A 23,296-nucleotide genomic window follows, 5' to 3' on the forward strand; every position below is an offset into this window, starting at 1 on the left:
CGCCTTCCGGGGGCGAAGCGTGCCGGCAGGTTCAGCTGCCGGTGACGCTGGTTACCCGTCATTCCAGCGCGCGCCGCAATCCGAAGCAGGCCGAACGCGAGGATCTGGCGCAGCAGCTCAGAAGCCTGGCACTCCTTGCCGAGCAGATTGCCCGCAAATAAAACTTTGTGATCGGACTCGCTACCCCGCTATTGAACGCTTTACCGTTGCCGGATGCCAGGGCATGTTAACTAAAATTGTGAGCGCTTCGCAAAGAGGTTACTATGTCCATCACTTCACCGCTGACCCTCAGCGCCATTCTGGCCCGTCGGGACTGGGAAAATTCTGGCATCACCCAGTGGAACCGTCTGGCCGCACACGCGCCGTTGCACAGCTGGCGCAATGAATCTTCCGCAAGAGATGACGCTGGATCCGCCAGCAGGCACGTTCTCAACGGGCTATGGCGGTTTAGCTACTTTACCGCGCCGGAGCGGGTTCCTCAGGCATGGGTAACCGAAGATTGCGCAGATGCCGTTGCGATGCCCGTGCCGTCTAACTGGCAGATGCAGGGGTTCGACACGCCCATCTATACCAATGTCACCTATCCCATTCCCGTTAACCCGCCTTTCGTGCCGCAGGAAAACCCGACCGGTTGTTACTCGCTCACATTTGAGGTGGATGATGCCTGGCTTCGGAGCGGGCAGACCCGCATCATCTTCGACGGCGTGAACTCGGCGTTCCATCTGTGGTGCAACGGTCAGTGGATGGGCTATTCCCAGGACAGCCGATTGCCCGCTGAATTTGACCTCTCGGCGGCATTACGCCCCGGGCAGAACCGCCTGGCGGTCATGGTATTGCGCTGGTGCGACGGCAGCTATCTGGAAGATCAGGACATGTGGCGCATGAGCGGCATCTTCCGCGATGTGACCTTGCTGCATAAACCCGATACGCAGATTGCCGATTATCACGTGGTGACGGACCTGAATGCGGAGCTGGACCGCGCGGTGCTGAAGGTGGATGTCGCGCTGGCAGGCGCTGGCTTTGCAGACTGCGAGGTGGTCATGACCCTGTGGCGCACGGGTGAAAAATGCGCCAGCGTTTCCCGGCGTCCAGGATCTGCCATCGTCGACGAGCGCGGCAGCTGGGCAGAGCGCTTAACGGCGGCGCTCCCCGTTGACCAGCCCGCGCTCTGGAGCGCTGAAACGCCAGAACTGTATCGCCTGACGATTACGCTTCTTAACCCTCAGGGTGAGGTGCTGGAGGTTGAGGCGTGCGACGTGGGCTTCCGTCGCGTTGACATCAGCAATGGCCAGCTGAAGCTTAACGGTAAACCGCTGCTGATCCGCGGGGTTAACCGGCACGAGCATCATCCGGAAAACGGTCAGGTGATGGACGAAGCGACCATGCGCCGCGACATCGAAATCATGAAGCAGCACAACTTCAACGCCGTGCGCTGCTCGCACTACCCTAACCATCCGCTGTGGTACCGGCTTTGCGACCGCTACGGGCTGTACGTCGTTGACGAAGCCAATATCGAAACGCACGGCATGGTGCCGATGAGCCGCCTTGCTGACGATCCGCGCTGGCTGCCCGCGATGAGCGAGCGGGTGACCCGCATGGTGCAGCGCGATCGTAATCATCCCTCGGTTATCATCTGGTCCTTGGGCAATGAGTCGGGGCACGGTGCGAATCACGATGCGCTGTACCGCTGGCTGAAAACCACGGATCCGACGCGTCCGGTGCAGTATGAAGGCGGCGGCGCGAACACGGCGGCGACCGATATTGTCTGTCCGATGTACGCCCGGGTCGATCGGGATCAGCCCTTCCCGGCAGTGCCTAAATGGTCAATCAAGAAATGGATCGGCATGCCGGACGAAACGCGCCCGCTGATCCTCTGTGAATACGCCCACGCGATGGGAAATAGCTTCGGCGGGTTTGCGAAATACTGGGAAGCGTTTCGCAGCCATCCTCGCCTGCAGGGCGGGTTTGTCTGGGACTGGGTCGATCAGGCTCTGACGAAACGGGACGAAAGGGGCAACGCGTTCTGGGCCTACGGCGGAGACTTCGGGGATAAGCCGAACGATCGGCAGTTTTGTCTTAACGGGCTGGTGTTCCCCGATCGCACGCCGCACCCGGCGCTGTACGAGGCGCAGCGCGCCCAGCAGTTCTTTACCTTTACGCGGGTTAGCACCTCTCCGCTGGTGATTGAGGTGCAAAGCGGCTACCTGTTCCGCCACACCGATAACGAAATGCTGAACTGGACGGTTGCCCGGGACGGGGACGTGCTGGCCGCGGGCGAGGTGACGCTCTCGATGGCGCCTGAAGGCACCCAGCGTCTGGAGATTGACCTGCCGGAGCTGGAAGCCGGATCGGGTGAGATCTGGCTGAACGTTGAAGTACGCCAGCCGCGGGCAACGCCGTGGTCTCCGGCAGACCATCGCTGCGCGTGGGAGCAGTGGCCGCTTCCGGCTCCACTCTTTATTGCTCCGCCAGTCCCGGCGGGCGAGCCTCCAGTGTTAACGCAAACCGATCGCATCCTGGAGATCGCCCATCGTCAACAGCGCTGGCAGTTCGATCGCGCAACCGGAAACCTAACCCAATGGTGGCAAAACGGCGTTGAAACGCTCCTTTCACCTCTGACGGACAACGTCAGCCGCGCGCCGCTGGATAACGACATTGGCGTGAGTGAAGCGACGCAGATCGATCCGAACGCCTGGGTTGAACGCTGGAAAGCGTCGGGCATGTACGATCTCACCTCGTGCGTTCTGCACTGTGAGGCACAGCAGCACGCAGGCGAGGTGGTGGTCACAACCCAGCATGTCCTTGAGTATCGCGGCAAGGCGCTGTTCCTGAGTCGTAAAGTCTGGCGGGTGGACGATCGGGGCGTTCTGCATGGCGATATTCAGGTCGATATGGCGTCTGATATCCCTGAACCCGCGCGCGTTGGCCTGAGCGTTCATCTTGCCGAAACGCCGGAAAACGTTCACTGGCTGGGGCTGGGGCCGCATGAAAACTACCCGGACAGAAAGCTGGCGGCGCAGCAGGGTCGCTGGACATTACCTCTCGCAGACATGCACACGCCGTATATCTTCCCGACGGAAAATGGTTTGCGCTGCGATACCCGGGAGCTTGTGGTGGGAACGCATCAGCTGAACGGCCGGTTCCATTTCTCGGTGAGCCGCTATAGCCAGCAGCAGCTGCGTGAGACAACCCATCATCATCTGCTGCGCGAAGAGCCGGGATGCTGGCTCAACCTCGATGCGTTCCATATGGGCGTGGGCGGCGACGACTCCTGGAGCCCCAGCGTCTCTCCGGAGTTCATCCTGCAGACACGCCAGCTTCGCTATACCTTCAGCTGGCAGCAGAACCCTTAACTGACCATGAAGATGCGGCCACAGGGCGTGGCCGCAGTCCTACGCCAGAATGCCGCTCAGGCCATGCAGGCTCATGTAAATCCCTACTACGGTAATTAGCGCAGCGGAGATCCAAGGCGCTTTACGGGAGAATTCGCTAAACCCGGGCCAGCGTTTGGTCGCGTGCTTGAGGCTTAAGGCGGCAATCGCGCCGGAAGCGACCAGCGTTAACGCCAGACCAATACTGAAGCTGAACACCAGCGTCGCGCCGAGGGCGAAATGCTTCAGCTGCAGGCAGATCAGCAGCACGGTGATGGACGCCGGACAGGGGATAAGCCCGCCGGTCAGGCCAAACATCACGATCTGTCCGGTGGTGACATTTTGACCGCTGAAGCGCCGGTTAATATCCTGCGCGTGAGCGCGCTGGTGGGCGTCCTGCCACTCTTCTTCAACCAGCGAGTGTTCGTGGTGGTGATGATGATCATGATGGTGGTCATGGTCATGGTCATGGTGGTGGTGATCGTGATCGTGATCGTGCGGCTGGCTCTCTTTCCAGGTTCGCCACGCCATCCACAGGGCGATCGCAACGATCAGCACCCCGGAGATCAGCTGAAACCAGGGTTCGGACGTGTGTGCATCCCAGCCCCGACCAAACCATAATCCCGCCATCGCAACGAGCCAGACCACCGCCGTATGGGAGAGCGTGGCCGCCAGGCCGAGCAGCACCGCCTGTTTCAGCGTGCCGCGGATGGCAACAATAAAGGCGGCCATCATTGTTTTTGAATGGCCCGGTTCCAGGCCATGCAGTGCACCGAGCAGGATAGCGCTGGGAACAAACAGCCAGGCGTTGCCCTGCTGAAGGAGTGAAGCAAAATCGGTCATGGGAAATTCCGGAGTAGAAAGCGTGCGGAGATACTACTCCCCCCCAGTAGCTCAATACTACCCCCCAGTAGAAAAATACTCAGGGGGAGTAGAGCGTGATATGCTTTAAAAGCCAAAAAATAAGGAATACAGAGATGTCACATACCGTTCGCGACAAGAAGATGTTACTGACTCGCCTGAAGAAAATTCAGGGGCAGAGCACCGCGCTGGAAAAAATGCTCAACAGCGATCACGAATGTGCCGAGGTTTTACAGCAGCTGGCGGCGATCCGCGGGGCGGTCAATGGCATGATGATGCAGGTGATCGAAGGGCATTTAACCGATCATGTGGTGAAAGAGCCTGAAGAAGCGCAGCGTGAAGCCGATCTTGGCGTGGTGTTGCGGGTGATGAAATCCTATCTTAAGTAGAGTGCATGCCGAGGTTATTTTCTGCCCAAAGAATAAATTCCGTCTTTGGCAGCGCTTTACTGTAAAACCATCCCTGACCGTACTGCACGCCGTGGCGGTGTAGCCAGGCGAGCTGTCCTGCGGTTTCGACGCCCTCCGCCACCATCGCCAGCTTCAGCGACTTCGCTATTTCAATGATGTGCGGCGTCACGTTTTTATACTCCAGCGCATCCACGAACGATTTATCAATTTTTAGCGTGTCGACGTCCAGATCCTGCAGATAGCTCAGGCTGGAATAGCCCGTGCCAAAATCATCAATATAGACAGGGTGGCCCGAACGACGGAATGCGGCGATAGCCGGTGCGCTAATTTTGGGATCGGCAAAGCCGCGCTCGGTGAGCTCAAGGGCGATTTGTCGGGGATGGATTTGCCACTTATTCAGGAGCTTACTCAACAGAGGCGGCAGGATGCCGGAGGTTAAATCGGCAGGGGCGAGGTTAATGGAGATATGCTGATCCGGATGACGCTGCAGCCAGTGTCCCATATCTTCAAACACCTTTTCGATGATTAACTGCGTCAGCTGCGAGATGAGCCCCGTTTGCTCGGCAAGGGGGACAAAAATATCCGGTGAGAGGCAGCTTCCGTCTGGCTGCGGCCAGCGCGTCAGCGCCTCAGCGCCCACAATTTTTCCACTACAGAGCGCCACGATAGGCTGATAGTGAACCACAAAATCGCGGCTGTTAATGGCGTCAAGCAGGCGATTGCGCGGCGACTGGATACGCCGCAGGATCCGCAGGACAAACAGTGCGGCGAGCAGGCTTACCAACATGCCGAACGGTAACCAGAAAAGAAGCTGCCGGTGCCAGGTTTCAGCGAGCGGTTTGAGCGTTGCCCATGCGACGACGTTAAATCCAAGCTCAGGTACAGACTTCATTACGTACATTGAACCGTTGTACTGCACGCTTTTCACACCCCGCTCCTGAACCATGTCGCGGATGTGAGAGTCGAGCTTGCTGCTGCTGGCGAATATGCGGTGCGTTGCGCTTCCTACCAGGGCGGCATCAATCGCTATCTCGCCGAAAGGGATCACGTCCACCAGCGAGGCAGGATCGATCATGACAAGGTAGTGGCCTTTTCCCAGCACCGTCATGTAGCGGTTAAACCCAAGATCGTTTTGCGTGGTCAGCCACGCGCTGTAACCATCTTCGGTAATGCGCATTGGAGGGGGAAAAGGGGGCGCATGACTGGTCTGCTCCAGGGAGGAGCAGAGCGGTCGAAGGTTGTCGATATAAATTACTTCCTGGACATATCGCCACGAGAAAGCGACCCGGCGCATTTCCCTCAATTGCAAGGGGCTACATGGCACTCCCTCAAAAGCCTGCAGGTGATCGAGTGCTTCCTTTGCCTGGTCTACAACCCTGTCGGTGCGTACCAGCACGCGGGAGGCATAGTTATCCAGCGCATCGGCGAATTTATCTTCCGCCTGGCGGTGGGCCAGCCAGATGCTCAGGCAAATGGGGACCAGCACTGAAAAGATAAGTACGCCAGTCACCAGACTGACCAGATGTCGGGTTTTCATGCTGTCGTGTCCTTCCTCGTACACCCGTTCCTGGGCATTGAGTTCCCTGCCTGAAGAGAAAGATTTTACCGCGAAATGATATAGTTATAGCACGTGGTTGGCATGGTTTTCATTTTATCTCAGGCAAATGAGAAAATATCGCCAGGCGAGAGGGGGTTGTTTTTTCAAACTGGCCTGGATATTATTTTGTAATGTTATAACAAAACACAAAGGATTTACGATGAAACCCGATATCCACCCAGCCTATCGCACCGTGGTATTCCACGACACCAGTGCCAATGAATACTTTAAAGTAGGCTCAACCATTAAAACCGACCGCGAAATTGAACTCGACGGTGAGACGTATCCGTACATCACCATCGAGGTTTCTTCAAAATCGCACCCGTTTTATACCGGCAAGCAGAAAACGTTCTCCACGGACGGCAGCGCAGCGCGCTTCCGCAAGCGTTTTGGCGGTTTTCTCAATGTGAAGCGGGGCTAACCATGCAGGTACTTAACTCATTACGCAGTGCAAAGCAGCGTCACCCGGATTGCCAGATAGTCAAACGCAAGGGACGCTTATACGTGATTTGCAAATCTAATCCGCGCTTTAAGGCGGTTCAGGGACGTAAAAAAAGACGCTAAACGCGCGTTTCTCGCCAGCTTTCCAGGGATCTTTTCTGTTTGCCATCGGCAGTAAAATTGTCGGTGGCAAGCCAGCTTTCAAAGGCGTTAGCCAGCGCCGGCCACTCTTTGTCGAGAATCGAAAACCAGTCGGTATCCCGGTTACGGCCTTTTATCACCAGCGCCTGACGAAAGCGCCCCTCAAACTGAAAGCCCAGACGCAGCGCCGCTTTGCGGGAAGGCTCGTTCAGGCTATTGCACTTCCACTCATAGCGCCGGTACCCCAGGGTATCGAACACGTACCGCATCAGCAGATACTGCGCTTCTGTCGACCCTGGCGTGCGGCTTAACAGAGGAGAGAAGTGAACGTGCCCCACTTCCACGACCCCGTTTTTAGGATCGATCCGCATCAGGGACAGCGTCCCGACAGGAGACTGGGTCCGGTTGTCCATAACGGTAAAGTGGATGGGATCGGATAACTCACTTACGCTCGCCACCCATTCGGCAAACTCCTCTGCGGTGGCATCGGGTTCACGCAGCAGCCACGTCCAGCTGCGGGTATCTTCGGCCAGGGAATAGGCGGAGAACAACGCGTGGGCATGCTCCACGCGCAGCGGCTCAAGCCGACAATAGTGACCCTGAAGGACCACTCGGGACGGGGGCTGACGAGGCTGCCAGTCGATAAGGGCTTCACCTACGGGCTGCCCAAACGCATTGAATGTATTCATCTTTATTTCCGTGACGTTGAAAAGATCTCCAGATTAGCGAATTGCTGGTTCCTTAAAAAGAACCACCAGGCTATGTTTTTCTGGTACCACAAGGAGGGAAGATGAATATACCGGGTGATGAGCTTTACGCTTTGCTCCATGCTGCGCTGAAAAAGCGTGGGCAAGAGACGCTCCAGCGCGCGCTCTATCTCGCTTTGCGGGAGGCCATACTGGGCGGAAGGCTTCGGTCCGGCAGCCAGCTGCCCGGTTCGCGAACGCTGGCGCAGCAGATCTCGGTTTCCCGAAACACCGTCAATGCGGCGCTGGACCAGCTCGCGCTCGAAGGCTATTTGCTGCGTAACCGTCAGGGTACGCGGGTGGGGCAATTCGCTCATCGTACGATTGCCCGGGCATTGCCGGATCCTGACGTCAGGCTGACAAAACGGGTCGCCCTGCTGCCCGCGCCCGTGCCGCGCGACACCCCGGTGATGGCGTTTACGCCGGGAACGCCTGCCATTAGCTATTTCCCCTTGCCGCTGTGGCGGCGATTGTACGATCGCGTCCTGCGCGAGGAGGGGAGTGCCCTGTTAGGCTATGGCGACCCGGCCGGCGAGCCGTCGCTGCGGGCCGCGATTGCCCGGCATCTCGCCCTGTCCCGCGGTATCGACTGCGACGCCAGCCAGATTGTGATAACTGAAGGAGCGCTTGAGGGCGTCAACCTCTGCACGATGCTGTTAAGCGAGCCTGGCGATGTCGCCTGGGTAGAAAACCCCGGCTATAGCGGGGCAAAGAGTGCGTTTGTTAAAACCGGCCTGGCAATGACGGGAATACCGGTTGATGACGAGGGAATGTGCTGGGAAGGGCTGGATGCGCCTGTGCCCTCAATGATTTTTACCTCTCCTTCGCATCAGTTCCCTTATGGAAGCGTGCTCAGCGCGCGGCGGCGGCTGGCGCTGCTGGAGCTGGCCCGGAAGCACAACGCGTGGATCATTGAAGACGATTACGACAGCGAGTTCCGCTATGCCGGTGAGCCCGTACCGGCGATGCTGGGAATGGTCAACAATGCGCCCGTTGTATATCTGGGGACGTTCAGTAAAACGCTGTTTCCGTCACTTCGAATGGGGTTTATGGTTTTACCGCCAGCGCTGGCGAAAGCGGCTCGCCCGGCCATCGGCTCGCTGTTGCGCGGGGGGCATCGCGCGGAGCAGCGTACTCTGGCGCTGTTCATTGAAGAAGGTCATTACGCCCGTCATCTTGCCGCCATGCGTAGGCTCTACCGTAAACGCTACCGCCAGCTACGTGAGGTGCTGGGCGCAGAGCTTTATTCTCCGCATCGCATTCTGGCAGGCGAAGGGGGAATGCATCTGGCGCTGGCGATAGAGGATATTGACGACCAGAGGCTAGTGGAGCAGGCGAGGGCGTTTCAGCTGGCACCCGCTGCGCTGAGCGGGTACTACCTGGAGGCGAAGCAGGGGCAAACCGGTCTGGTTTTAGGTTACGGCAATACCTCTGCTTCTCAGTTTGCGCCGGGGATCCGACGCCTGCAGACGTTAATTACGCAGCAGCAGGGCGGGAAAGGGTAAAGACATCATAGAAAGAGAGCTGACCTTTGGTGGAGACCATTTTCTGCAGTTTCTCTTTTTGCCCGGCTTCTACCGCCGGAGAGTGCATAATGTTTTCGATCAGCTCCTCTGGCACGTAACGCGTGTTGTACCATTCGCCGTTATAGCAGACCCGGAAATCGAGCACGTCGATGTCTTCGTAACGGTAGCGCGGATTCACGTCGAAAAAGAAAAAGGCGTTAAAGACGACAAACAGTACAACCAGCAGCCAGACGGAGTCCACCAGCGTTTCGGACTTCAGCATCACAATCAGCGTCGCCAGCCACGCGGCATACATGGCGACAAACAGTCCAGGATGTTTGCGAATAAAGCTAATGCTAAAGCGCGGGCGATTGTCGCGCTTTTCGCGGAGGTTAAGATCGTCGATGGTGGCGGTAAGCAGGCGCTGTATCTCGGTCATTTTTTGCCTTCATGAGAGTTGACAATACAGGGTGTCTACCAATTTTAGGGGAGCCATCAGGCTGAAAAAAGTAACAGTCTGGCGCTAAAAGACTATAACAGTTGACTCCCCGCAACCTTACAGCGTTTTGATGATTTTTGCCGGGTTGCCGCCAACGACGACGTTAGCCGGGACGTCTTTCGTCACGACGGCGCCGGAGGCCACGACCACATTATCACCAATGGTGACGCCAGGGTTAATGACCGCCCGGCCACCAATCCAGACGTTATTGCCAATATTGACAGGTTTTCCAAATTCCACGCCGCTGTTTCGTTCTTCCGCGTCCAGGGGATGGGTAGCCGTATAAATATGAACACCCGGCGCGAGCATGCAGTTATCGCCAATATGAACAGGGCAGACATCCAGCATCACGCAGTCGAAGTTAGCATAAAAGTTTTTGCCCAGATAAATGTTATATCCGTAGTCGCAGCGGAAGCTCGGCTCAATATAAGCTCCTGCGCTTTGTCCCAGAAGTTCCGCCAGAATGTTCTGTCGTTCTGTTTTTTCATCAGGCGCGGTGTGGTTATAGCGGTAAACCAGATGGCGGGCCCGCAGTCGGTCAGCCCGTAACGTCTCATCGCCGGGGCGGTAATGTTCACCGGCAATCATTTTCTGTTTTTCTAAGCTCATTGGAAACCTCTCTGGATGTTATTACCGCAGGGTAATCGGAACAGGCCAGAAGGGGAACGTTCCCGAAAAGCCGTTGTGACTGTCGTCACAACATTGCTGCTGATGAACACGTTTTATACGGAGACCTGGCTTACGCACAGGGAGCATAACGGGACAGGTAAATAATCAGAACGAGGCGTAGAACTCTACAGACACCCTTCAAAGATTAACGGACAAATTTCCACACAGAAGTAGGGATTTTGTCATACAGCTTATTCATTGTCAGTTCAGCAAGACGATGGTCAGCGGCTGAATAAAATACCGCCAGTTCATTATCAGAAAGCTCGTATTTATTCTTTTCAATGACGCGCTCGAGCGTGTCAATTGACTGACAACGTCGTAAGCGCATCAAATAATCGATTTTTGTGAGTGGTTTATCAGACATAAATTCACCTTAGTAATTGTAATAATTTTAACAGGAAAGACTCACCGGGTTAGCTCTGCTCACGTTGACGAAACAGCGGAATAGCCGATTTCCCGATTTACGCCATTTTTGCAAATCCTGAGCGTTAATGCCGTAACTGCTGAACAACATAAAGGTGTCGTCCAGGTATTCATCAATTTGCTCAATGAGCTTATTATCTTCATTGTACTTAATTTTATAATTAAGTGCGAAGGTTGCGATATGCTCTATCAGCTCATTCAACTGTAAATTGATGGCAGACGTTGGGTCGTTTACCCAGCCATGGTTGCTTTCATCAAGATTGGCAAGGCAGTCATGGTACAAGGATTCGCAGAGAAATTTCAACTGCGCGATATCATGCCTTTTTGGCGAGTACTCGTCCATAGCGCATCCCCTTCTGAGTGATTTCTTACTCACCGAACATCATTGTCGGGATGGATACAACTGACTTAGCTACATGAGTGCTGTGTTCCTGATAACCTAACTATAAGCCACTCCTTCCTGGATTTCACCGCGCTATTACGAAAAATTACAAATAAAAACCGCAGGCTGGGAGCGTCTACGCAAATGGTCACCCTGGACTCAACGTTTTTATCCAAATTAACGACGGGGTTTTATCGCTTCCTTACGTTTCATCAGCTTAGCAAAAATGATAAGAAAAGTTCAGATTCAGACTTATCTTTGTAAGAACTTCTCATTAGGAATATTCCTAATACCTTAAGCGGGGAAATGAAATTAAAAAAATCCTGAATTCACCGATTAAGGTATCAGTTAATTATGATATGTCTATTTAAGATGGCAGAAAATAAATTGAGCCACAATAAGCGTAATTTATGATTTTTTCTGAAAATGAAAAAGGCCGCTAATGCGGCCTTTTTATCATGTGGAACCGGTATCAGTGAGGTTCTACCGAATGACTGTGCTCAATATCTTCATTTTTACGGCTGAAGCGGCGGCGAACCACCACGAAGAACACCGGTACGAAGAAGATAGCCAGTACGGTCGCGGTGATCATCCCACCCATAACGCCTGTACCTACCGCATTCTGCGCGCCGGAACCCGCACCGGAGCTGATAACCAGCGGCAGTACGCCGAGGATAAACGCCAGCGACGTCATCAGGATTGGGCGCAGACGCATACGAACCGCTTCAAGCGTCGCCTCAATAAGGCCTTTGCCTTCTTTCTCCATCAGATCTTTGGCGAATTCAACGATTAGTATCGCGTTCTTCGCCGACAAGCCAATGGTTGTCAGCAGGCCTACCTGGAAGTAAACGTCGTTGGTCAGTCCACGGAACGTTGCTGCAAGCAGCGCACCGATAACCCCGAGTGGAACCACCAGCATAACGGAGAACGGAATCGACCAGCTCTCGTACAGTGCCGCCAGACACAGGAAGACCACAATCAGTGAAATGGCGTACAGAGCAGGGGCCTGGTTACCGGACAGACGTTCCTGATAGGACATACCGGTCCAGTCATAGCCAATACCCGCAGGCAGTTTGCTTGCCAGTTCTTCCATCAGGTTCATGGCTTCACCGGTGCTTCGGCCCGGAGCAGCCTGACCCAGGATCTCCATTGATGGCAGACCGTTATAGCGTTCCAGACGCGGTGAACCGTATTCCCAGCGTGAGGTTGAGAACGCCGAGAATGGTACCATCTGACCATTGCTGCCGCGCACGAACCAGCTGTTGATATCGTTCGGCAACATACGGTACTGCGCCTCGGACATCACGTACACTTTCTTCACACGACCGCGGTCGATGAAGTCGTTAACGTAGCTACCGCCCCAGGCTGCGCCCAGGGTGGTGTTGATGTCACTGATGGATACGCCAAGCGCCTGGGCTTTCTCCTGGTCGATATCGATCTTGTACTGTGGCGTATCTTCCAGGCCGTTTGGACGCACGCCGACCAGCAGGTCAGGGTGTTTAGCGACTTCACCAAACAGCTGGTTACGCGCCTGCGTCAGTTTTTCGTGACCCAGACCGCCCTGGTCGATCAGCTGGAAGTCGAAGCCGGTTGCGGTACCCAGTTCAACAATCGCTGGCAGGTTAAAGGCGAATACCATCGCATCTTTAATCTGCGAGAAGGTGCCCATTGCACGGCCGGTGATGGCTTCCACCTTGTTCTCTTTGCCCGGACGTTCAGACCAGTCCTTCAGAGAGACGAAGGCAATACCGGTGTTCTGACCGCGACCCGCAAAGCCAAAGCCGTTAACCGCAAACACGGATTCAACGTTGGCTTTCTCTTTGGTGAGGTAGTAATCGGTCATCTCATCCAGCACTTTCTGGGTACGCTCTTGCGACGCACCCGCCGGAAGCTGAGCCATACTCAGGAACACGCCCTGGTCTTCATCTGGCAGGAACGAGCTTGGCAGACGAACGAACAGGTAGGCCATGCCCACCACGATGATGATATAGAGCAGCAGGTAACGACCGGTGCTGCGCAGGATGTTACCCACGCTGTCGGTGTAGTGGTGCGTGCTCTTATCGAACATGCGGTTAAACCAGCCGAAGAAGCCTTTATGCTCGCCGTGACCGCCTTTCTGAATCGGCTTCAGCATGGTGGCACACAGGGCAGGGGTCAGGATCAACGCCACCAGCACCGACAGCGCCATCGCGGAAACGATGGTAATAGAGAACTGACGGTAAATCGCACCGGTAGAGCCCCCGAAGAAGGCCATCGGGATAAATACCGCAGACAGAACCATCGCGATACCGACCAGCGCGCCCTGGATCTGGCCCATTGATTTACGGGTCGCTTCCTTCGGCGGCAAACCTTCTTCCGCCATCACGCGTTCGACGTTCTCGACCACGACGATGGCGTCATCCACCAGCAGGCCGATGGCGAGCACCATCCCGAACATCGTCAGGGTGTTTATCGAGTAGCCAAATATCGACAGGATCGCAAAGGTTCCGAGCAGAACAACCGGCACGGCAATCGTTGGGATAAGCGTCGCGCGGAAGTTTTGCAGGAACAGGTACATCACCAGGAATACCAGGATGATCGCCTCAACCAGCGTCTTAACCACTTCGTGAATCGAGATTTTCACGAACGGCGTGGTGTCGTACGGGTAAACGATTTTCAGACCTGACGGGAAGAACGGTTCCATCTTCTTCAGCTCTGCGCGGATCGCCGTGGCGGTGTCCAGGGCGTTAGCGCCTGTCGCCAGTTTGATACCCAGACCGGAAGCCGGTTTACCGTTAAACTTCGCGATGATGTCGTAGTTCTCACCGCCCAGCTCAACTTTCGCCACGTCGCGCAGGCGAACCTGCGAACCGTCCTGATTCACCTTCAGCAGAATTTTGCTGAACTCATCGGCAGAGGTCAGACGGGTCTGCGCGATGATCGAGGCGTTAAGCTGCTGGCCTTTCACCGGCGGCGTACCGCCTAACTGACCGGCCGCTACCTGGGCGTTCTGCGCTTTAATCGCGCTGATCACGTCAACCGGCGTCAGCTGGAAGTTGTTCAGCTTGTTCGGATCCATCCAGATACGCATCGCGTACTGGGAACCGAACAGCTGCACGTCACCCACGCCGGAAGTACGGCTGATGGCGTCCTTCATGTTGGCGCCCACGTAGTCGGAAATATCCTCCTGCGTCATGGTGCCGTTGGTGTTGATAACGCCGACAACCATCAGGAAGCTACTGGACGATTTCTCGACGCTCACACCCTGCTGTTGTACTTCCTGCGGCAGCAAAGGCATTGCCAGCTGCAGTTTGTTCTGCACCTGAACCTGCGCAATGTCCGCATCCGTACCTGACTGGAAGGTCAGGGTGATCTGCACCGTACCGGTGGAGTCACTGTTTGAGGACATGTACATCAGGTTATCGATACCGTTCATGTTCTGTTCGATAACCTGGGTGACGGTGTCCTGCACCGTTTTCGCATCAGCCCCCGGGTAGGTTGCGGAAATTGTCACCGCCGGTGGCGCAATCGTTGGATATTGCGCGACAGGCAGCTTCAGGATCGCAAGTCCCCCGGCCAGCATGATGATAATGGCGATCACCCACGCAAATATGGGGCGATCGATAAAGAAATTAGGCATGTCTTAACGGCTCCTGTTTAAGTTAAGACTTGGTTTGTTCTGACTGGCCAGCGGCCGAAGCTTGTTGTTTATCGTCAGATTTCACTTCCTGTGCTTTAACCTGCGCGCCAGGACGAACTTTTTGCAAACCAGTAACAATCACGCGATCGCCATCTTTCAGACCTTCCGTCACCAGCCATTTATCGCCAATCGCCTGGGTGGCGGTGATATTGCGCGTTTCGACTTTGTCATCTGCCCCAACAACCAGCGCGCTCGCATCGCCGCGTGGCGTACGGGTCACACCCTGCTGTGGAACCAGAAGTGCGGTTGGATTCGTTCCTTCTTCCAGACGCGCACGAACGAACATACCTGGCAGCAGATTTTTGTCAGGGTTCGGGAAAATCGCACGTAAGGTGATGGAACCGGTAGTCTGGTCGACCGTCACGTCAGAGAATTCCAGGGTACCTTCCTGCGGGAACTTAATACCGTCGTTGGTAATCAGCTCCACTTTGGCTTTGCCGTTTTCCTGTTTCAGGGTGCCGTTAGCCAGCTCCTGTTTCAGGCGCAGGAAATCGTTGCTGGACTGCGTCACGTCAACGTAGATCGGATCGAGCTGCTGCACCGTCGCCAGCGCATTGGTCTGACCGTTCTGCACCAGCGCCCCTTCCGTGACGGAAGATTTACCAATACGACCGCTGATAGGGGAGGTCACTTTGGTATAGGCCAGGTTAATGCGCGCGGTTTCGACGGCCGCTTTGGCTGCCACCACGGCCGCGTTAGCCTGCTGTGCATCGGCCAGAGCGGTATCGTAATCCTGTTGGCTGATGTACTTGGTACCGAGCAGCTTTTGGTAGCGGTTCAACGTCAGCTGAGCAATTTTGGCCGCGGCTTGTGCTTTCGCCAGGTCGCCTTTCGCACTTTCATAAGAGGCCTGATAGGTTGCTGGATCAATCTGATACAGAGACTCACCGGCTTTCACATCACCACCTTCGGTGAAGTTACGCTTCAGGATAATGCCGCTAACCTGAGGACGCACTTCCGCAATGCGGTAAGCATTGGTACGGCCTGGTAATTCGGTGGTGATTTGAAGAGGTTCAGATTTGAGCGTCACGACGCCTACTTCTGGCGCCTGCTGAGCTCCTTGTTGAGCTGGTTTGTCGTCACATCCTGTTAGCGCTAAGCTGCCTGAGAGCATCAGAACGACCGCCAGAGGCGTTAACCCTCTGTTTTTGTTCATATGTAAACCTCGAGTGTCCGATTTCAAATTGATCAAGGGTCCTGAGTCTAAAAACCCATTGCTGCGTTTATATTATCGTCATGCTATGGTACATACATTCACAAATGTATGTAAATCTGACTCCTGTAAATTCACCCACCTATGGCACGAAAAACTAAACAACAAGCGCTGGAAACCCGACAACACATTCTGGATGTGGCAATACGTTTGTTCTCGCAGCAGGGTGTTTCATCCACCTCGCTGGCGCAGATTGCTCAGGCTGCCGGTGTGACGCGAGGAGCGATTTACTGGCATTTTAAAGATAAGTCAGATCTGTTCAGTGAAATCTGGGAGCTTTCAGAGTCCAGCATTAGCGATCTCGAGAGTGAGTATCGGGCAAAATTCCCTAACGATCCACTCTCAGTATTGAGAGAAATATTAGTATATATCCTTGAAGCAACGGTAGTTGAAGAACGTCGCAGATTAATGATGGAGATTATTTTCCATAAATGCGAGTTCGTGGGCGAGATGGCGGTGGTGCAGCAGGCGCAACGCAGCCTTAGCCTGGAGAGCTATGATCGTATTGAACAGAATCTGAACCTGTGTATGCAGGCAAAACTCTTACCGGCCAATCTCTTGACCCGACGGGCGGCAATCCTGATGCGCAGCTACATTTCAGGTCTGATGGAAAACTGGCTTTTCGCGCCGCAATCCTTTGACCTCAAAGAGGAAGCCCGCAGCTACGTGGCGATTTTACTGGAAATGCTACAGCTCTGCCCCACGCTGCGCAGCGACGCGCCTTCGCTAACGGCCTGATCCCTATCCAGGATTTATCTCAGAGGATAACGTTCGCGCTATTCTGCTTTCAGCGAGCGTGATATTCTTCACGCCGGACTATTTTCGGTCATCTTCTGACATCATTCACAACTATGCTGCCCATCAATCGCTCGCAACATCCTGTTTTTGCATTGCTCTTTGCGATGCTGTTTTTCTTCGCTACGGCGCCGCTGACCTGGGCCCGCGCCGATAACAGCAACGATATTCCCTCGCGCAGCGATGTTCAGTCGCAGCTCGACACGCTGAACAAACAAAAAGATCTCTCCCCTCAGGAGAAACTCGTCCAGCAGGATCTGACGGAAACGCTGGAAACGCTGGATAAAATTGAACGCATCAAAGCGGAAACCGTCCAGCTTCGCCAGAAGGTGGCGCAGGCCCCTGAAAATATGCGTAAGGCCACCGAAGCGCTGAATGCTCTCAGCGATGTGGATAACGACGACGAGACGCGTAAGACGCTCTCGACGCTCTCCTTACGTCAGCTGGAGTCCCGCGTCGCACAACTGCTCGACGACCTGCAAACCGCGCAGTCGGATCTTGCAACGTATAACAGCCAGCTTGTTTCTCTGCAGACCCAGCCCGAGCGCGTGCAAAACGCGATGTACGCCGCGTCTCAGCAGCTGCAGCAGATCCGCAACCGTCTGAACGGCACGACGGTAGGCGAGGGTACGCTGCGCCCGACGCAGCAAACGCTGCTGCTGGTTCAGCAGACCTTGCTCAATGCGCAAATCGAACAGCAGCGTAAAAGCCTGGAAGGGAATACGGTGCTGCAGGACACGCTTCAGAAACAGCGTGATTACGTCACCGCGAACATTAACCGCCTGGAACACCAGCTTCAGCTGTTGCAGGAGGCGGTAAACAGCAAACGCCTGACCCTGACGGAAAAAACCGCCCAGGAGGCCGTATCGCCTGACGAAACCGCCCGCATTCAGGCGAATCCGCTGGTGAAACAGGAGCTCGAGGCCAACCACCAGCTTAGCCAGCGCCTGATACTGGCGACGGAAAACGGCAACTCGCTGGTTCAGCAAAATATCAAAGTGAAGAACTGGCTGGATCGCGCGCTGCAGGCTGAGCGCAACATCAAAGAGCAGATTGCGGTCCTGAAGGGCAGCCTCCTGCTGTCGCGTATTCTCTACCAGCAGCAGCAGACGCTCCCGTCCGCCGATGAGCTGGAAGACATGACCAACCGCATTGCGGATTTACGTCTGGAACAGTTTGACGTCAACCAGCAGCGCGATGCCCTTTTCCAGAGTGATGCCTTTGTCGCCAAAATTGAAGAGGGGCATTCCAGCGACGTGAACCCGGAAGTGCACGACGCGCTGCTCCAGGTCGTCGATATGCGTCGCGAGCTGCTGGACCAGCTCAACAAACAGCTGGGCAACCAGCTGATGATGGCCATTAACCTGCAAATCAACCAGCAGCAGCTGGTGAGCGTCTCGAAAAGTCTGCAGGAGATCCTGACCCAGCAGATTTTCTGGGTAAACAGCAACAAGCCGATGGACTGGGACTGGGTCAAATCCTTCCCGGAGACGCTGAAAACGCAGATTAAGAGCATGAAGATCACCGTAAACTGGGAGAAAGCCTGGCCAGCGGTCATGATTGCTTTCCTGGCCGGTTTACCGCTGCTGCTGATTGCCGGTCTGATCCGCTGGCGTCTGGGCTGGCTGAAAAAATACCAGGCGAAGCTGGCCTCCGAAGTGGGGCAGCTGCGCAACGATAGCCAGCTCCATACGCCAAAAGCGATTCTCATCGATCTCATCCGCGCTCTGCCGGTGTGCCTGATTATTCTGGCTGTGGGCCTGATTCTGCTCACCATGCAGCTCAACGTCAGCGACCTGCTGTGGGCGTTCAGTAAAAAGCTGGCGCTGTTCTGGCTGGTGTTTGGCGTGTGCTGGAAGGTGCTGGAAAAAGACGGCGTGGCGGTGCGTCATTTCAACATGCCAGCGCAGCTGACCAGCCACTGGCGTCGTCAGATTGTGCGCATTAGCCTGGCGCTCCTGCCGCTGCACTTCTGGTCGGTTGTCTCTGAGCTTTCTCCGCTGCACCTGATGGATGACGTGCTGGGCCAGCTGGTCATCCTGCTGAACCTGCTGCTGATTGCGATCCTGATGTGGCCGATGTGCCGCGACAGCTGGCGTGATAAAGAGTCCCACAATATTCGCCTGGCCACCGTAACGGTGCTGGCGATCATTCCGCTGGCGCTGATGGTGCTGACGGCAACGGGCTACTTCTATACCACGCTGCGCCTGTCCGGTCGCTGGATTGAAACGGTCTATCTGGTGATCGTCTGGAACCTGCTCTATCAGACCGTGCTGCGCGGCCTGAGCGTGGCGGCTCGCCGCATTGCCTATCGCCGTGCTATCGCGCGTCGTCAGCATCAGGTGAAAGAAGGGGCCGAAGGCGCGGAGCCGCAGGAAGAGCCGACCATCGCCCTGGAGCAGGTTAACCAGCAGACGCTGCGCATCACCATGCTGGTGATGATCGCCCTGTTTGCGGTGATGTTCTGGGCTATCTGGTCCGATCTTATTACCGTTTTCGCCTATCTCGACAGTATTACCCTCTGGCAATACAACGGTACCGAAGCGGGCGCGGCGGTCATGAAAAGCGTGACCATGGGCAGCCTGCTGTTTGCGCTGGTGTCGTCGGTGGTGGCCTGGGCGCTGATTCGCAACCTGCCAGGCCTGCTCGAAGTTCTGCTCCTGTCACGTCTGAATCTTCGCCAGGGGGCGTCCTACGCCATTACCACGATCCTCAACTACGTGATCATTATTGTCGGGGCGATGACGGTCTTTGGCTCGCTTGGCGTCTCGTGGGATAAACTGCAGTGGCTGGCGGCGGCCCTCTCGGTCGGTCTTGGTTTTGGCCTGCAGGAGATCTTCGGTAACTTTGTGTCCGGCCTGATCATCCTGTTCGAACGTCCGGTACGAATCGGCGATACGGTTACCATCGGCACCTTCTCCGGTACGGTCAGCAAGATCCGTATTCGTGCCACCACCATCACCGACTTCGATCGCAAAGAGGTGATCATCCCGAACAAAGCGTTCGTGACCGAGCGCCTGATCAACTGGTCGCTCTCCGATACGGTGACGCGCGTGGTGATCCGCCTGGGCGTAGCCTATGGATCGGATCTGGAGAAGGTGAAAGAGGTGCTGCTCAAGGCGGCGTCAGAACATCCGAAAGTGATGCACGATCCGGCTCCGGCGGTCTTCTTCACCACCTTTGGGCCGAGCACGCTGGATCACGAGCTGCGTTTATACGTGCGCGAGCTGCGCGACCGCAGCTACACGGTGGATGAGCTTAACCGCTCTATCGATCGTTTGTGCCGTGAAAACGATATTAATATCGCCTTCAACCAGCTTGAGGTTCACCTGCGCAACGAGAAGGGTGATGAGCATACGGAAGTGAAGCGCGACATTAAGGGTGACGATCCTACGCCTGCATAATCTATTTTCCCTCGGCCCTCAGGGGCGAGGGAACGATTTTCCCCCTCTCCCTCAGGGAGAGGGCCGGGGTGAGGGTAATTTACCTTCAAAATCCCGCCGCACAATCTCCAGTGCCTTAAGCACCGTTTCGGCGGGGATCTCATGATTCTCCAGCAGCATAATCAAATCGACGGCCAGCTTGACCTCATCGGGTGCATTTTCCAGCGACATGGGTGTGGCTCCTGTTAACGGGTCAAACGTTCAATGACGCGCTCAATCTCATCCAGCGCCTGACGGCAGCGGACGATGCGTCCTTCCAGCGCGCTAATCTCGCGCATCAATAGCTGCTGCTCTTCCAGCGTTTCGCTGTTGTTCAGCCGCGACTCGCGCTCGCGCTTCATCTCAAACAGCCGGCGCTCAAACTCCTGGTTCTCCAGCCGCTTGCGCTGCCATTTACCGAGCCCCGGCGAGGCGCTGTCCCAGGCGCGCAGCGGCCAGGCGGTAATCTCGCGATGCAGGGCGGTGATCTGCTCAGTGAGATGCTCTGCAAGCCACGCCACCTGCTCCTGCTGTTCACTCTCAACCGCATGGCGAAGCTCGTCGAGGTTAGTCTGCGCTTCAGCAAGGTAATCCTGAATGACTGTGCTGCGGGTACGAAAAAGCCGCCGGTCAAAGCGCGGCTTCAGCGTGGCGTGCCCCATTAGCGGCGTGGCCTGCTCCCGCAGAGCAATCAGCTGATTTTGCAGCCTCTCAAGAAGCAGTGCTGTTTTCAAGGCGCTCTCCAGTGGTAAAGTAGCCGTTCAGTTTGATAACGATTCGCATTATGAAGCGTACTATTTTAATCATCATTGGCTGGCTCGCGGTAGTGCTTGGCACGCTGGGGGTGTTTTTACCCTTGTTGCCGACCACGCCATTTATCCTGCTTGCGGCCTGGTGCTTCGCCCGCTCGTCGCCGCGTTTTCACCACTGGCTGCTCTACCGCTCATGGTTTGGCGGCTATCTGCGGCACTGGCAAAAACACCGGGCCATGCCGCCCGGCGCGAAGCCGCGCGCGATCGCAGTGATTCTCATCACCTTCGCTATTTCATTATGGCTGGTGAAAATGATGTGGGTACGTATTCTGCTGCTGGCGATCCTGACCTGCCTGCTTTTCTTTATGTGGCGGATCCCCGTGGTTGATGAAAAGCAACAAAAGCACTGAAGCCTCATCATGGCTGTTGCAATTATCACGCGCAGCCAGTAAATTCGACCGTTTTCGAGCACAGGTGCGCCTGGTCAAAGGTTAAACAGTTGTTGCCTTGGCCGACTCGTTGCGCGCTGTGAGTAACACTGTTTCATTTAGGCAAAACCGATGACCGCAACTGCACAGCAGCTTGAATATCTGAAAAACAGCATCAAAAGCATCCAGGACTATCCAAAGCCTGGCATTCTTTTCCGTGATGTCACCAGCTTGCTGGAAGACCCGAAAGCGTACGCGCTCAGCATTGAACTGCTGGTCGAGCGTTATAAAAACGCCGGGATCACCAAAGTAGTAGGTACCGAAGCCCGTGGCTTCCTGTTTGGCGCACCGGTTGCGCTGGCGATGGGCGTGGGTTTTGTGCCGGTGCGTAAGCCGCGCAAACTGCCGCGTGAAACCATTGCTGAGAGCTATGAGCTGGAGTACGGCACCGATCAGCTGGAGATCCACGTTGATGCGATCAAGCCTGGCGACAAGGTGCTGGTGGTCGACGATCTGCTGGCAACCGGCGGTACCATTGAAGCGACCGTGAAATTGATCCGTCGTCTGGGTGGTGAAGTGACCGACGCGGCATTCATCATCAACCTGTTCGATCTCGGCGGTGAACAGCGCCTGGAAAAACAGGGCATCACCAGCTACAGCCTGGTGCCTTTCCCGGGTCACTAATCCCGGTTTTCACAACCTCGCTCAATGGGTGAGGTTGTGATAGCATTCCCCTCCATAAATTCACCTTCCAGCGTTGCAGAGCCTGCCCATGAGTTATCAGGTGTTAGCCCGTAAATGGCGACCACAAACCTTTGCTGACGTTGTCGGTCAGGAACATGTGCTGACGGCCCTGGCGAACGGCTTGTCGCTAGGTCGCATCCATCACGCCTATCTTTTCTCCGGCACCCGCGGCGTCGGTAAGACCTCTATTGCCCGCTTGCTGGCAAAAGGTCTCAACTGCGAAACCGGGATCACCGCCACGCCGTGCGGCGTGTGTGATAACTGCCGGGAGATCGAGCAGGGGCGTTTTGTCGATCTGATCGAGATCGACGCCGCCTCGCGCACCAAAGTGGAAGATACCCGCGATCTGCTCGATAACGTGCAGTACGCCCCGGCGCGCGGCCGCTTCAAGGTCTACCTGATTGATGAAGTGCACATGCTGTCGCGCCACAGCTTTAACGCCCTGCTGAAAACGCTGGAAGAGCCGCCCGCGCACGTGAAGTTCCTGCTGGCGACCACCGATCCGCAAAAGCTGCCGGTCACGATTTTGTCGCGCTGCCTGCAGTTCCACCTGAAGGCGCTGGACGTTGAGCAGATCCGCGCGCAGCTTGAGCACATTCTTGATGAAGAGAAAATTGTCCACGAACCGCGTGCCCTGCAGCTGCTGGCCCGCGCGGCGGACGGCAGCCTGCGTGATGCGCTCAGCCTGACCGACCAGGCGATTGCCAGCGGTGACGGCAAGCTCTCCACCGAGGCGGTCAGCACCATGCTCGGCACGCTGGATGACGATCAGGCGCTGTCGCTTATCGAAGCGATGATTGCCGCCAACGGCGAACGCGTGATGTCGCAGGTGAATGCCGCCGCTTCCCGGGGTATCGAATGGGAAGGACTGCTGGTTGAGATGCTCAGCCTGCTGCACCGCGTGGCGATGCTGCAGCTTTCTCCGTCCGCCATCGGTGCGGATATGGCCGCTATTGAACAGCGGATGCGTGAGCTTGCCCGCACCGTGCCGCCTGCCGACGTGCAGCTGTATTACCAGACGCTGCTGATTGGCCGCAAAGAATTACCGTTCGCGCCGGATCCACGGATGGGCGTTGAAATGACGCTGCTGCGCGCGCTGGCGTTCCATCCGCGCATGCCATTGCCGGAGCCGGAAGCGCCGCGGCAGTCTTTCGCGCCGGTCGCCCCTACGGCGGTGATGTCGCCGCAGCAGGTGCCGCCGCAGCCGACGCCACCGCC

The 23,296-nt window shown here is 56.0% G+C and carries 20 protein-coding genes and 2 pseudogenes; 11 read left to right on the top strand and 11 right to left on the bottom strand.

Annotation, left to right across the window (positions count from 1 at the left end):
• Together lacI and DEO48_RS08070 are read left to right on the top strand one after the other, a co-directional pair.
• A pseudogene (gene lacI, locus DEO48_RS27130) lies at nt 1-161 on the top strand (lac repressor); the annotation flags it as partial.
• A gap of 102 nt (nt 162-263) precedes the next feature.
• Nucleotides 264-3,353 carry a beta-galactosidase gene (locus DEO48_RS08070; protein ID WP_109844837.1) on the top strand — a complete coding sequence of 1,030 codons (3,090 nt, stop codon included), beginning with the start codon at nt 264-266 and terminating at the stop codon, nt 3,351-3,353.
• Nucleotides 3,354-3,392: 39 nt separating this feature from the next.
• On the opposite strand, the gene DEO48_RS08075 is transcribed toward DEO48_RS08070, so the two are convergent.
• A complete protein-coding gene (locus tag DEO48_RS08075) occupies nt 3,393-4,214 on the bottom strand; it encodes a nickel/cobalt efflux protein RcnA (RefSeq protein ID WP_109844838.1) in 822 nt (273 codons plus the stop codon).
• Between the two features lie 134 nt (nt 4,215-4,348).
• Here DEO48_RS08075 and DEO48_RS08080 point away from each other — a divergent pair, with 134 nt between their 5' ends.
• Complete coding sequence (locus DEO48_RS08080) at nt 4,349-4,621, top strand: metal-sensing transcriptional repressor (RefSeq protein WP_023310594.1); 273 nt, start codon at nt 4,349-4,351, stop codon at nt 4,619-4,621.
• On the opposite strand, the gene DEO48_RS08085 is transcribed toward DEO48_RS08080, so the two are convergent.
• Nucleotides 4,614-6,179, bottom strand: a complete 1,566-nt coding sequence (locus DEO48_RS08085; protein ID WP_109844839.1) for an EAL domain-containing protein — start codon at nt 6,177-6,179, stop codon at nt 4,614-4,616. The two genes, DEO48_RS08080 and DEO48_RS08085, sit on opposite strands and share 8 nt — an antisense overlap.
• Before the next feature lie 220 nt (nt 6,180-6,399).
• Here DEO48_RS08085 and DEO48_RS08090 point away from each other — a divergent pair, with 220 nt between their 5' ends.
• Both DEO48_RS08090 and ykgO read left to right on the top strand, forming a co-directional pair.
• Nucleotides 6,400-6,660: a type B 50S ribosomal protein L31 gene (locus DEO48_RS08090; RefSeq protein WP_109844840.1), complete on the top strand. Its 261-nt coding sequence runs from the start codon at nt 6,400-6,402 to the stop codon at nt 6,658-6,660.
• 2 nt (nt 6,661-6,662) lie between these two features.
• Nucleotides 6,663-6,803: a type B 50S ribosomal protein L36 gene (gene ykgO / locus DEO48_RS08095; RefSeq protein WP_003859006.1), complete on the top strand. Its 141-nt coding sequence runs from the start codon at nt 6,663-6,665 to the stop codon at nt 6,801-6,803.
• Here the strand turns inward: ykgO and DEO48_RS08100 are convergent.
• A complete protein-coding gene (locus DEO48_RS08100) occupies nt 6,800-7,510 on the bottom strand; it encodes a GNAT family N-acetyltransferase (protein WP_109844841.1) in 711 nt (236 codons plus the stop codon). The two genes, ykgO and DEO48_RS08100, sit on opposite strands and share 4 nt — an antisense overlap.
• A gap of 101 nt (nt 7,511-7,611) precedes the next feature.
• Between DEO48_RS08100 and DEO48_RS08105 the strand changes: the two genes are divergently transcribed.
• Complete coding sequence (locus DEO48_RS08105; protein ID WP_109844842.1) at nt 7,612-9,072, top strand: PLP-dependent aminotransferase family protein; 1,461 nt, start codon at nt 7,612-7,614, stop codon at nt 9,070-9,072.
• On the opposite strand, the gene DEO48_RS08110 is transcribed toward DEO48_RS08105, so the two are convergent.
• The 6 genes from DEO48_RS08110 to acrA all read right to left on the bottom strand — a co-directional run bounded on the left by DEO48_RS08110 (nt 9,044) and on the right by acrA (nt 15,880).
• On the bottom strand, nt 9,044-9,511 hold the full coding sequence (locus DEO48_RS08110) for a YlaC family protein (protein ID WP_023310598.1): 468 nt from the start codon (nt 9,509-9,511) through the stop codon (nt 9,044-9,046). The genes DEO48_RS08105 and DEO48_RS08110 overlap by 29 nt on opposite strands.
• A gap of 117 nt (nt 9,512-9,628) precedes the next feature.
• Nucleotides 9,629-10,180 carry a maltose O-acetyltransferase gene (gene maa, locus DEO48_RS08115; protein WP_023310599.1) on the bottom strand — a complete coding sequence of 184 codons (552 nt, stop codon included), beginning with the start codon at nt 10,178-10,180 and terminating at the stop codon, nt 9,629-9,631.
• Between the two features lie 205 nt (nt 10,181-10,385).
• Nucleotides 10,386-10,604: an HHA domain-containing protein gene (locus tag DEO48_RS08120; protein ID WP_008499287.1), complete on the bottom strand. Its 219-nt coding sequence runs from the start codon at nt 10,602-10,604 to the stop codon at nt 10,386-10,388.
• 27 nt (nt 10,605-10,631) lie between these two features.
• Complete coding sequence (gene tomB, locus DEO48_RS08125; RefSeq protein ID WP_008499288.1) at nt 10,632-11,006, bottom strand: Hha toxicity modulator TomB; 375 nt, start codon at nt 11,004-11,006, stop codon at nt 10,632-10,634.
• A gap of 511 nt (nt 11,007-11,517) precedes the next feature.
• Nucleotides 11,518-14,664: a multidrug efflux RND transporter permease subunit AcrB gene (acrB, locus tag DEO48_RS08130; protein WP_109844843.1), complete on the bottom strand. Its 3,147-nt coding sequence runs from the start codon at nt 14,662-14,664 to the stop codon at nt 11,518-11,520.
• Nucleotides 14,665-14,686: 22 nt separating this feature from the next.
• A complete protein-coding gene (gene acrA, locus DEO48_RS08135; RefSeq protein WP_029741963.1) occupies nt 14,687-15,880 on the bottom strand; it encodes a multidrug efflux RND transporter periplasmic adaptor subunit AcrA in 1,194 nt (397 codons plus the stop codon).
• 141 nt (nt 15,881-16,021) lie between these two features.
• Between acrA and acrR the strand changes: the two genes are divergently transcribed.
• Nucleotides 16,022-16,675, top strand: a complete 654-nt coding sequence (acrR, locus tag DEO48_RS08140; RefSeq protein WP_109844844.1) for a multidrug efflux transporter transcriptional repressor AcrR — start codon at nt 16,022-16,024, stop codon at nt 16,673-16,675.
• A 113-nt stretch (nt 16,676-16,788) separates the two neighbouring features.
• Complete coding sequence (mscK, locus tag DEO48_RS08145; RefSeq protein ID WP_109844845.1) at nt 16,789-20,136, top strand: mechanosensitive channel MscK; 3,348 nt, start codon at nt 16,789-16,791, stop codon at nt 20,134-20,136.
• 41 nt (nt 20,137-20,177) lie between these two features.
• Here mscK and rsmS read toward each other — a convergent pair.
• Nucleotides 20,178-20,346 (bottom strand): annotated as a pseudogene (rsmS, locus tag DEO48_RS08150) (pleiotropic regulatory protein RsmS); the annotation flags it as partial.
• Between the two features lie 14 nt (nt 20,347-20,360).
• Nucleotides 20,361-20,888, bottom strand: coding sequence for a primosomal replication protein N'' (gene priC / locus DEO48_RS08155; RefSeq protein ID WP_109844846.1), 528 nt, complete (start codon nt 20,886-20,888; stop codon nt 20,361-20,363).
• A 50-nt stretch (nt 20,889-20,938) separates the two neighbouring features.
• On the opposite strand from priC, the gene DEO48_RS08160 reads away from it, so the two are divergent.
• The 3 genes from DEO48_RS08160 to dnaX form a co-directional block, all read left to right on the top strand.
• Complete coding sequence (locus DEO48_RS08160) at nt 20,939-21,316, top strand: DUF454 family protein (protein ID WP_024906851.1); 378 nt, start codon at nt 20,939-20,941, stop codon at nt 21,314-21,316.
• Between the two features lie 150 nt (nt 21,317-21,466).
• Nucleotides 21,467-22,018 (top strand): adenine phosphoribosyltransferase, encoded by a 552-nt coding sequence (gene apt, locus DEO48_RS08170; RefSeq protein WP_000127359.1) that lies wholly within the window; start codon nt 21,467-21,469, stop codon nt 22,016-22,018.
• Between the two features lie 88 nt (nt 22,019-22,106).
• A partial coding sequence (dnaX, locus tag DEO48_RS08175) for a DNA polymerase III subunit gamma/tau (RefSeq protein WP_109844847.1) occupies nt 22,107-23,296 on the top strand: 1,190 nt, incomplete at its 3' end.

The organism is Enterobacter sp. CGMCC 5087 (assembly GCF_003144775.1).
GTDB classification, from domain to species: Bacteria; Pseudomonadota; Gammaproteobacteria; order Enterobacterales; family Enterobacteriaceae; genus Enterobacter; species Enterobacter cloacae_M.

Bases quoted from the DNA above. Each gene is read 5' to 3' on its own strand.
- maa (WP_023310599.1), bottom strand. From the start codon at position 10,180: ATGAGCTTAGAAAAACAGAAAATGATTGCCGGTGAACATTACCGCCCC.
- DEO48_RS08075 (WP_109844838.1), bottom strand. From the start codon at position 4,214: ATGACCGATTTTGCTTCACTCCTTCAGCAGGGCAACGCCTGGCTGTTT.
- DEO48_RS08105 (WP_109844842.1), top strand. From the start codon at position 7,612: ATGAATATACCGGGTGATGAGCTTTACGCTTTGCTCCATGCTGCGCTG.
- acrR (WP_109844844.1), top strand. From the start codon at position 16,022: ATGGCACGAAAAACTAAACAACAAGCGCTGGAAACCCGACAACACATT.
- DEO48_RS08080 (WP_023310594.1), top strand. From the start codon at position 4,349: ATGTCACATACCGTTCGCGACAAGAAGATGTTACTGACTCGCCTGAAG.
- DEO48_RS08085 (WP_109844839.1), bottom strand. From the start codon at position 6,179: ATGAAAACCCGACATCTGGTCAGTCTGGTGACTGGCGTACTTATCTTT.
- acrA (WP_029741963.1), bottom strand. From the start codon at position 15,880: ATGAACAAAAACAGAGGGTTAACGCCTCTGGCGGTCGTTCTGATGCTC.
- apt (WP_000127359.1), top strand. From the start codon at position 21,467: ATGACCGCAACTGCACAGCAGCTTGAATATCTGAAAAACAGCATCAAA.
- DEO48_RS08160 (WP_024906851.1), top strand. From the start codon at position 20,939: ATGAAGCGTACTATTTTAATCATCATTGGCTGGCTCGCGGTAGTGCTT.
- DEO48_RS08100 (WP_109844841.1), bottom strand. From the start codon at position 7,510: ATGAATACATTCAATGCGTTTGGGCAGCCCGTAGGTGAAGCCCTTATC.
- DEO48_RS08120 (WP_008499287.1), bottom strand. From the start codon at position 10,604: ATGTCTGATAAACCACTCACAAAAATCGATTATTTGATGCGCTTACGA.
- DEO48_RS08110 (WP_023310598.1), bottom strand. From the start codon at position 9,511: ATGACCGAGATACAGCGCCTGCTTACCGCCACCATCGACGATCTTAAC.
- tomB (WP_008499288.1), bottom strand. From the start codon at position 11,006: ATGGACGAGTACTCGCCAAAAAGGCATGATATCGCGCAGTTGAAATTT.
- ykgO (WP_003859006.1), top strand. From the start codon at position 6,663: ATGCAGGTACTTAACTCATTACGCAGTGCAAAGCAGCGTCACCCGGAT.
- acrB (WP_109844843.1), bottom strand. From the start codon at position 14,664: ATGCCTAATTTCTTTATCGATCGCCCCATATTTGCGTGGGTGATCGCC.
- DEO48_RS08070 (WP_109844837.1), top strand. From the start codon at position 264: ATGTCCATCACTTCACCGCTGACCCTCAGCGCCATTCTGGCCCGTCGG.
- DEO48_RS08090 (WP_109844840.1), top strand. From the start codon at position 6,400: ATGAAACCCGATATCCACCCAGCCTATCGCACCGTGGTATTCCACGAC.
- mscK (WP_109844845.1), top strand. From the start codon at position 16,789: ATGCTGCCCATCAATCGCTCGCAACATCCTGTTTTTGCATTGCTCTTT.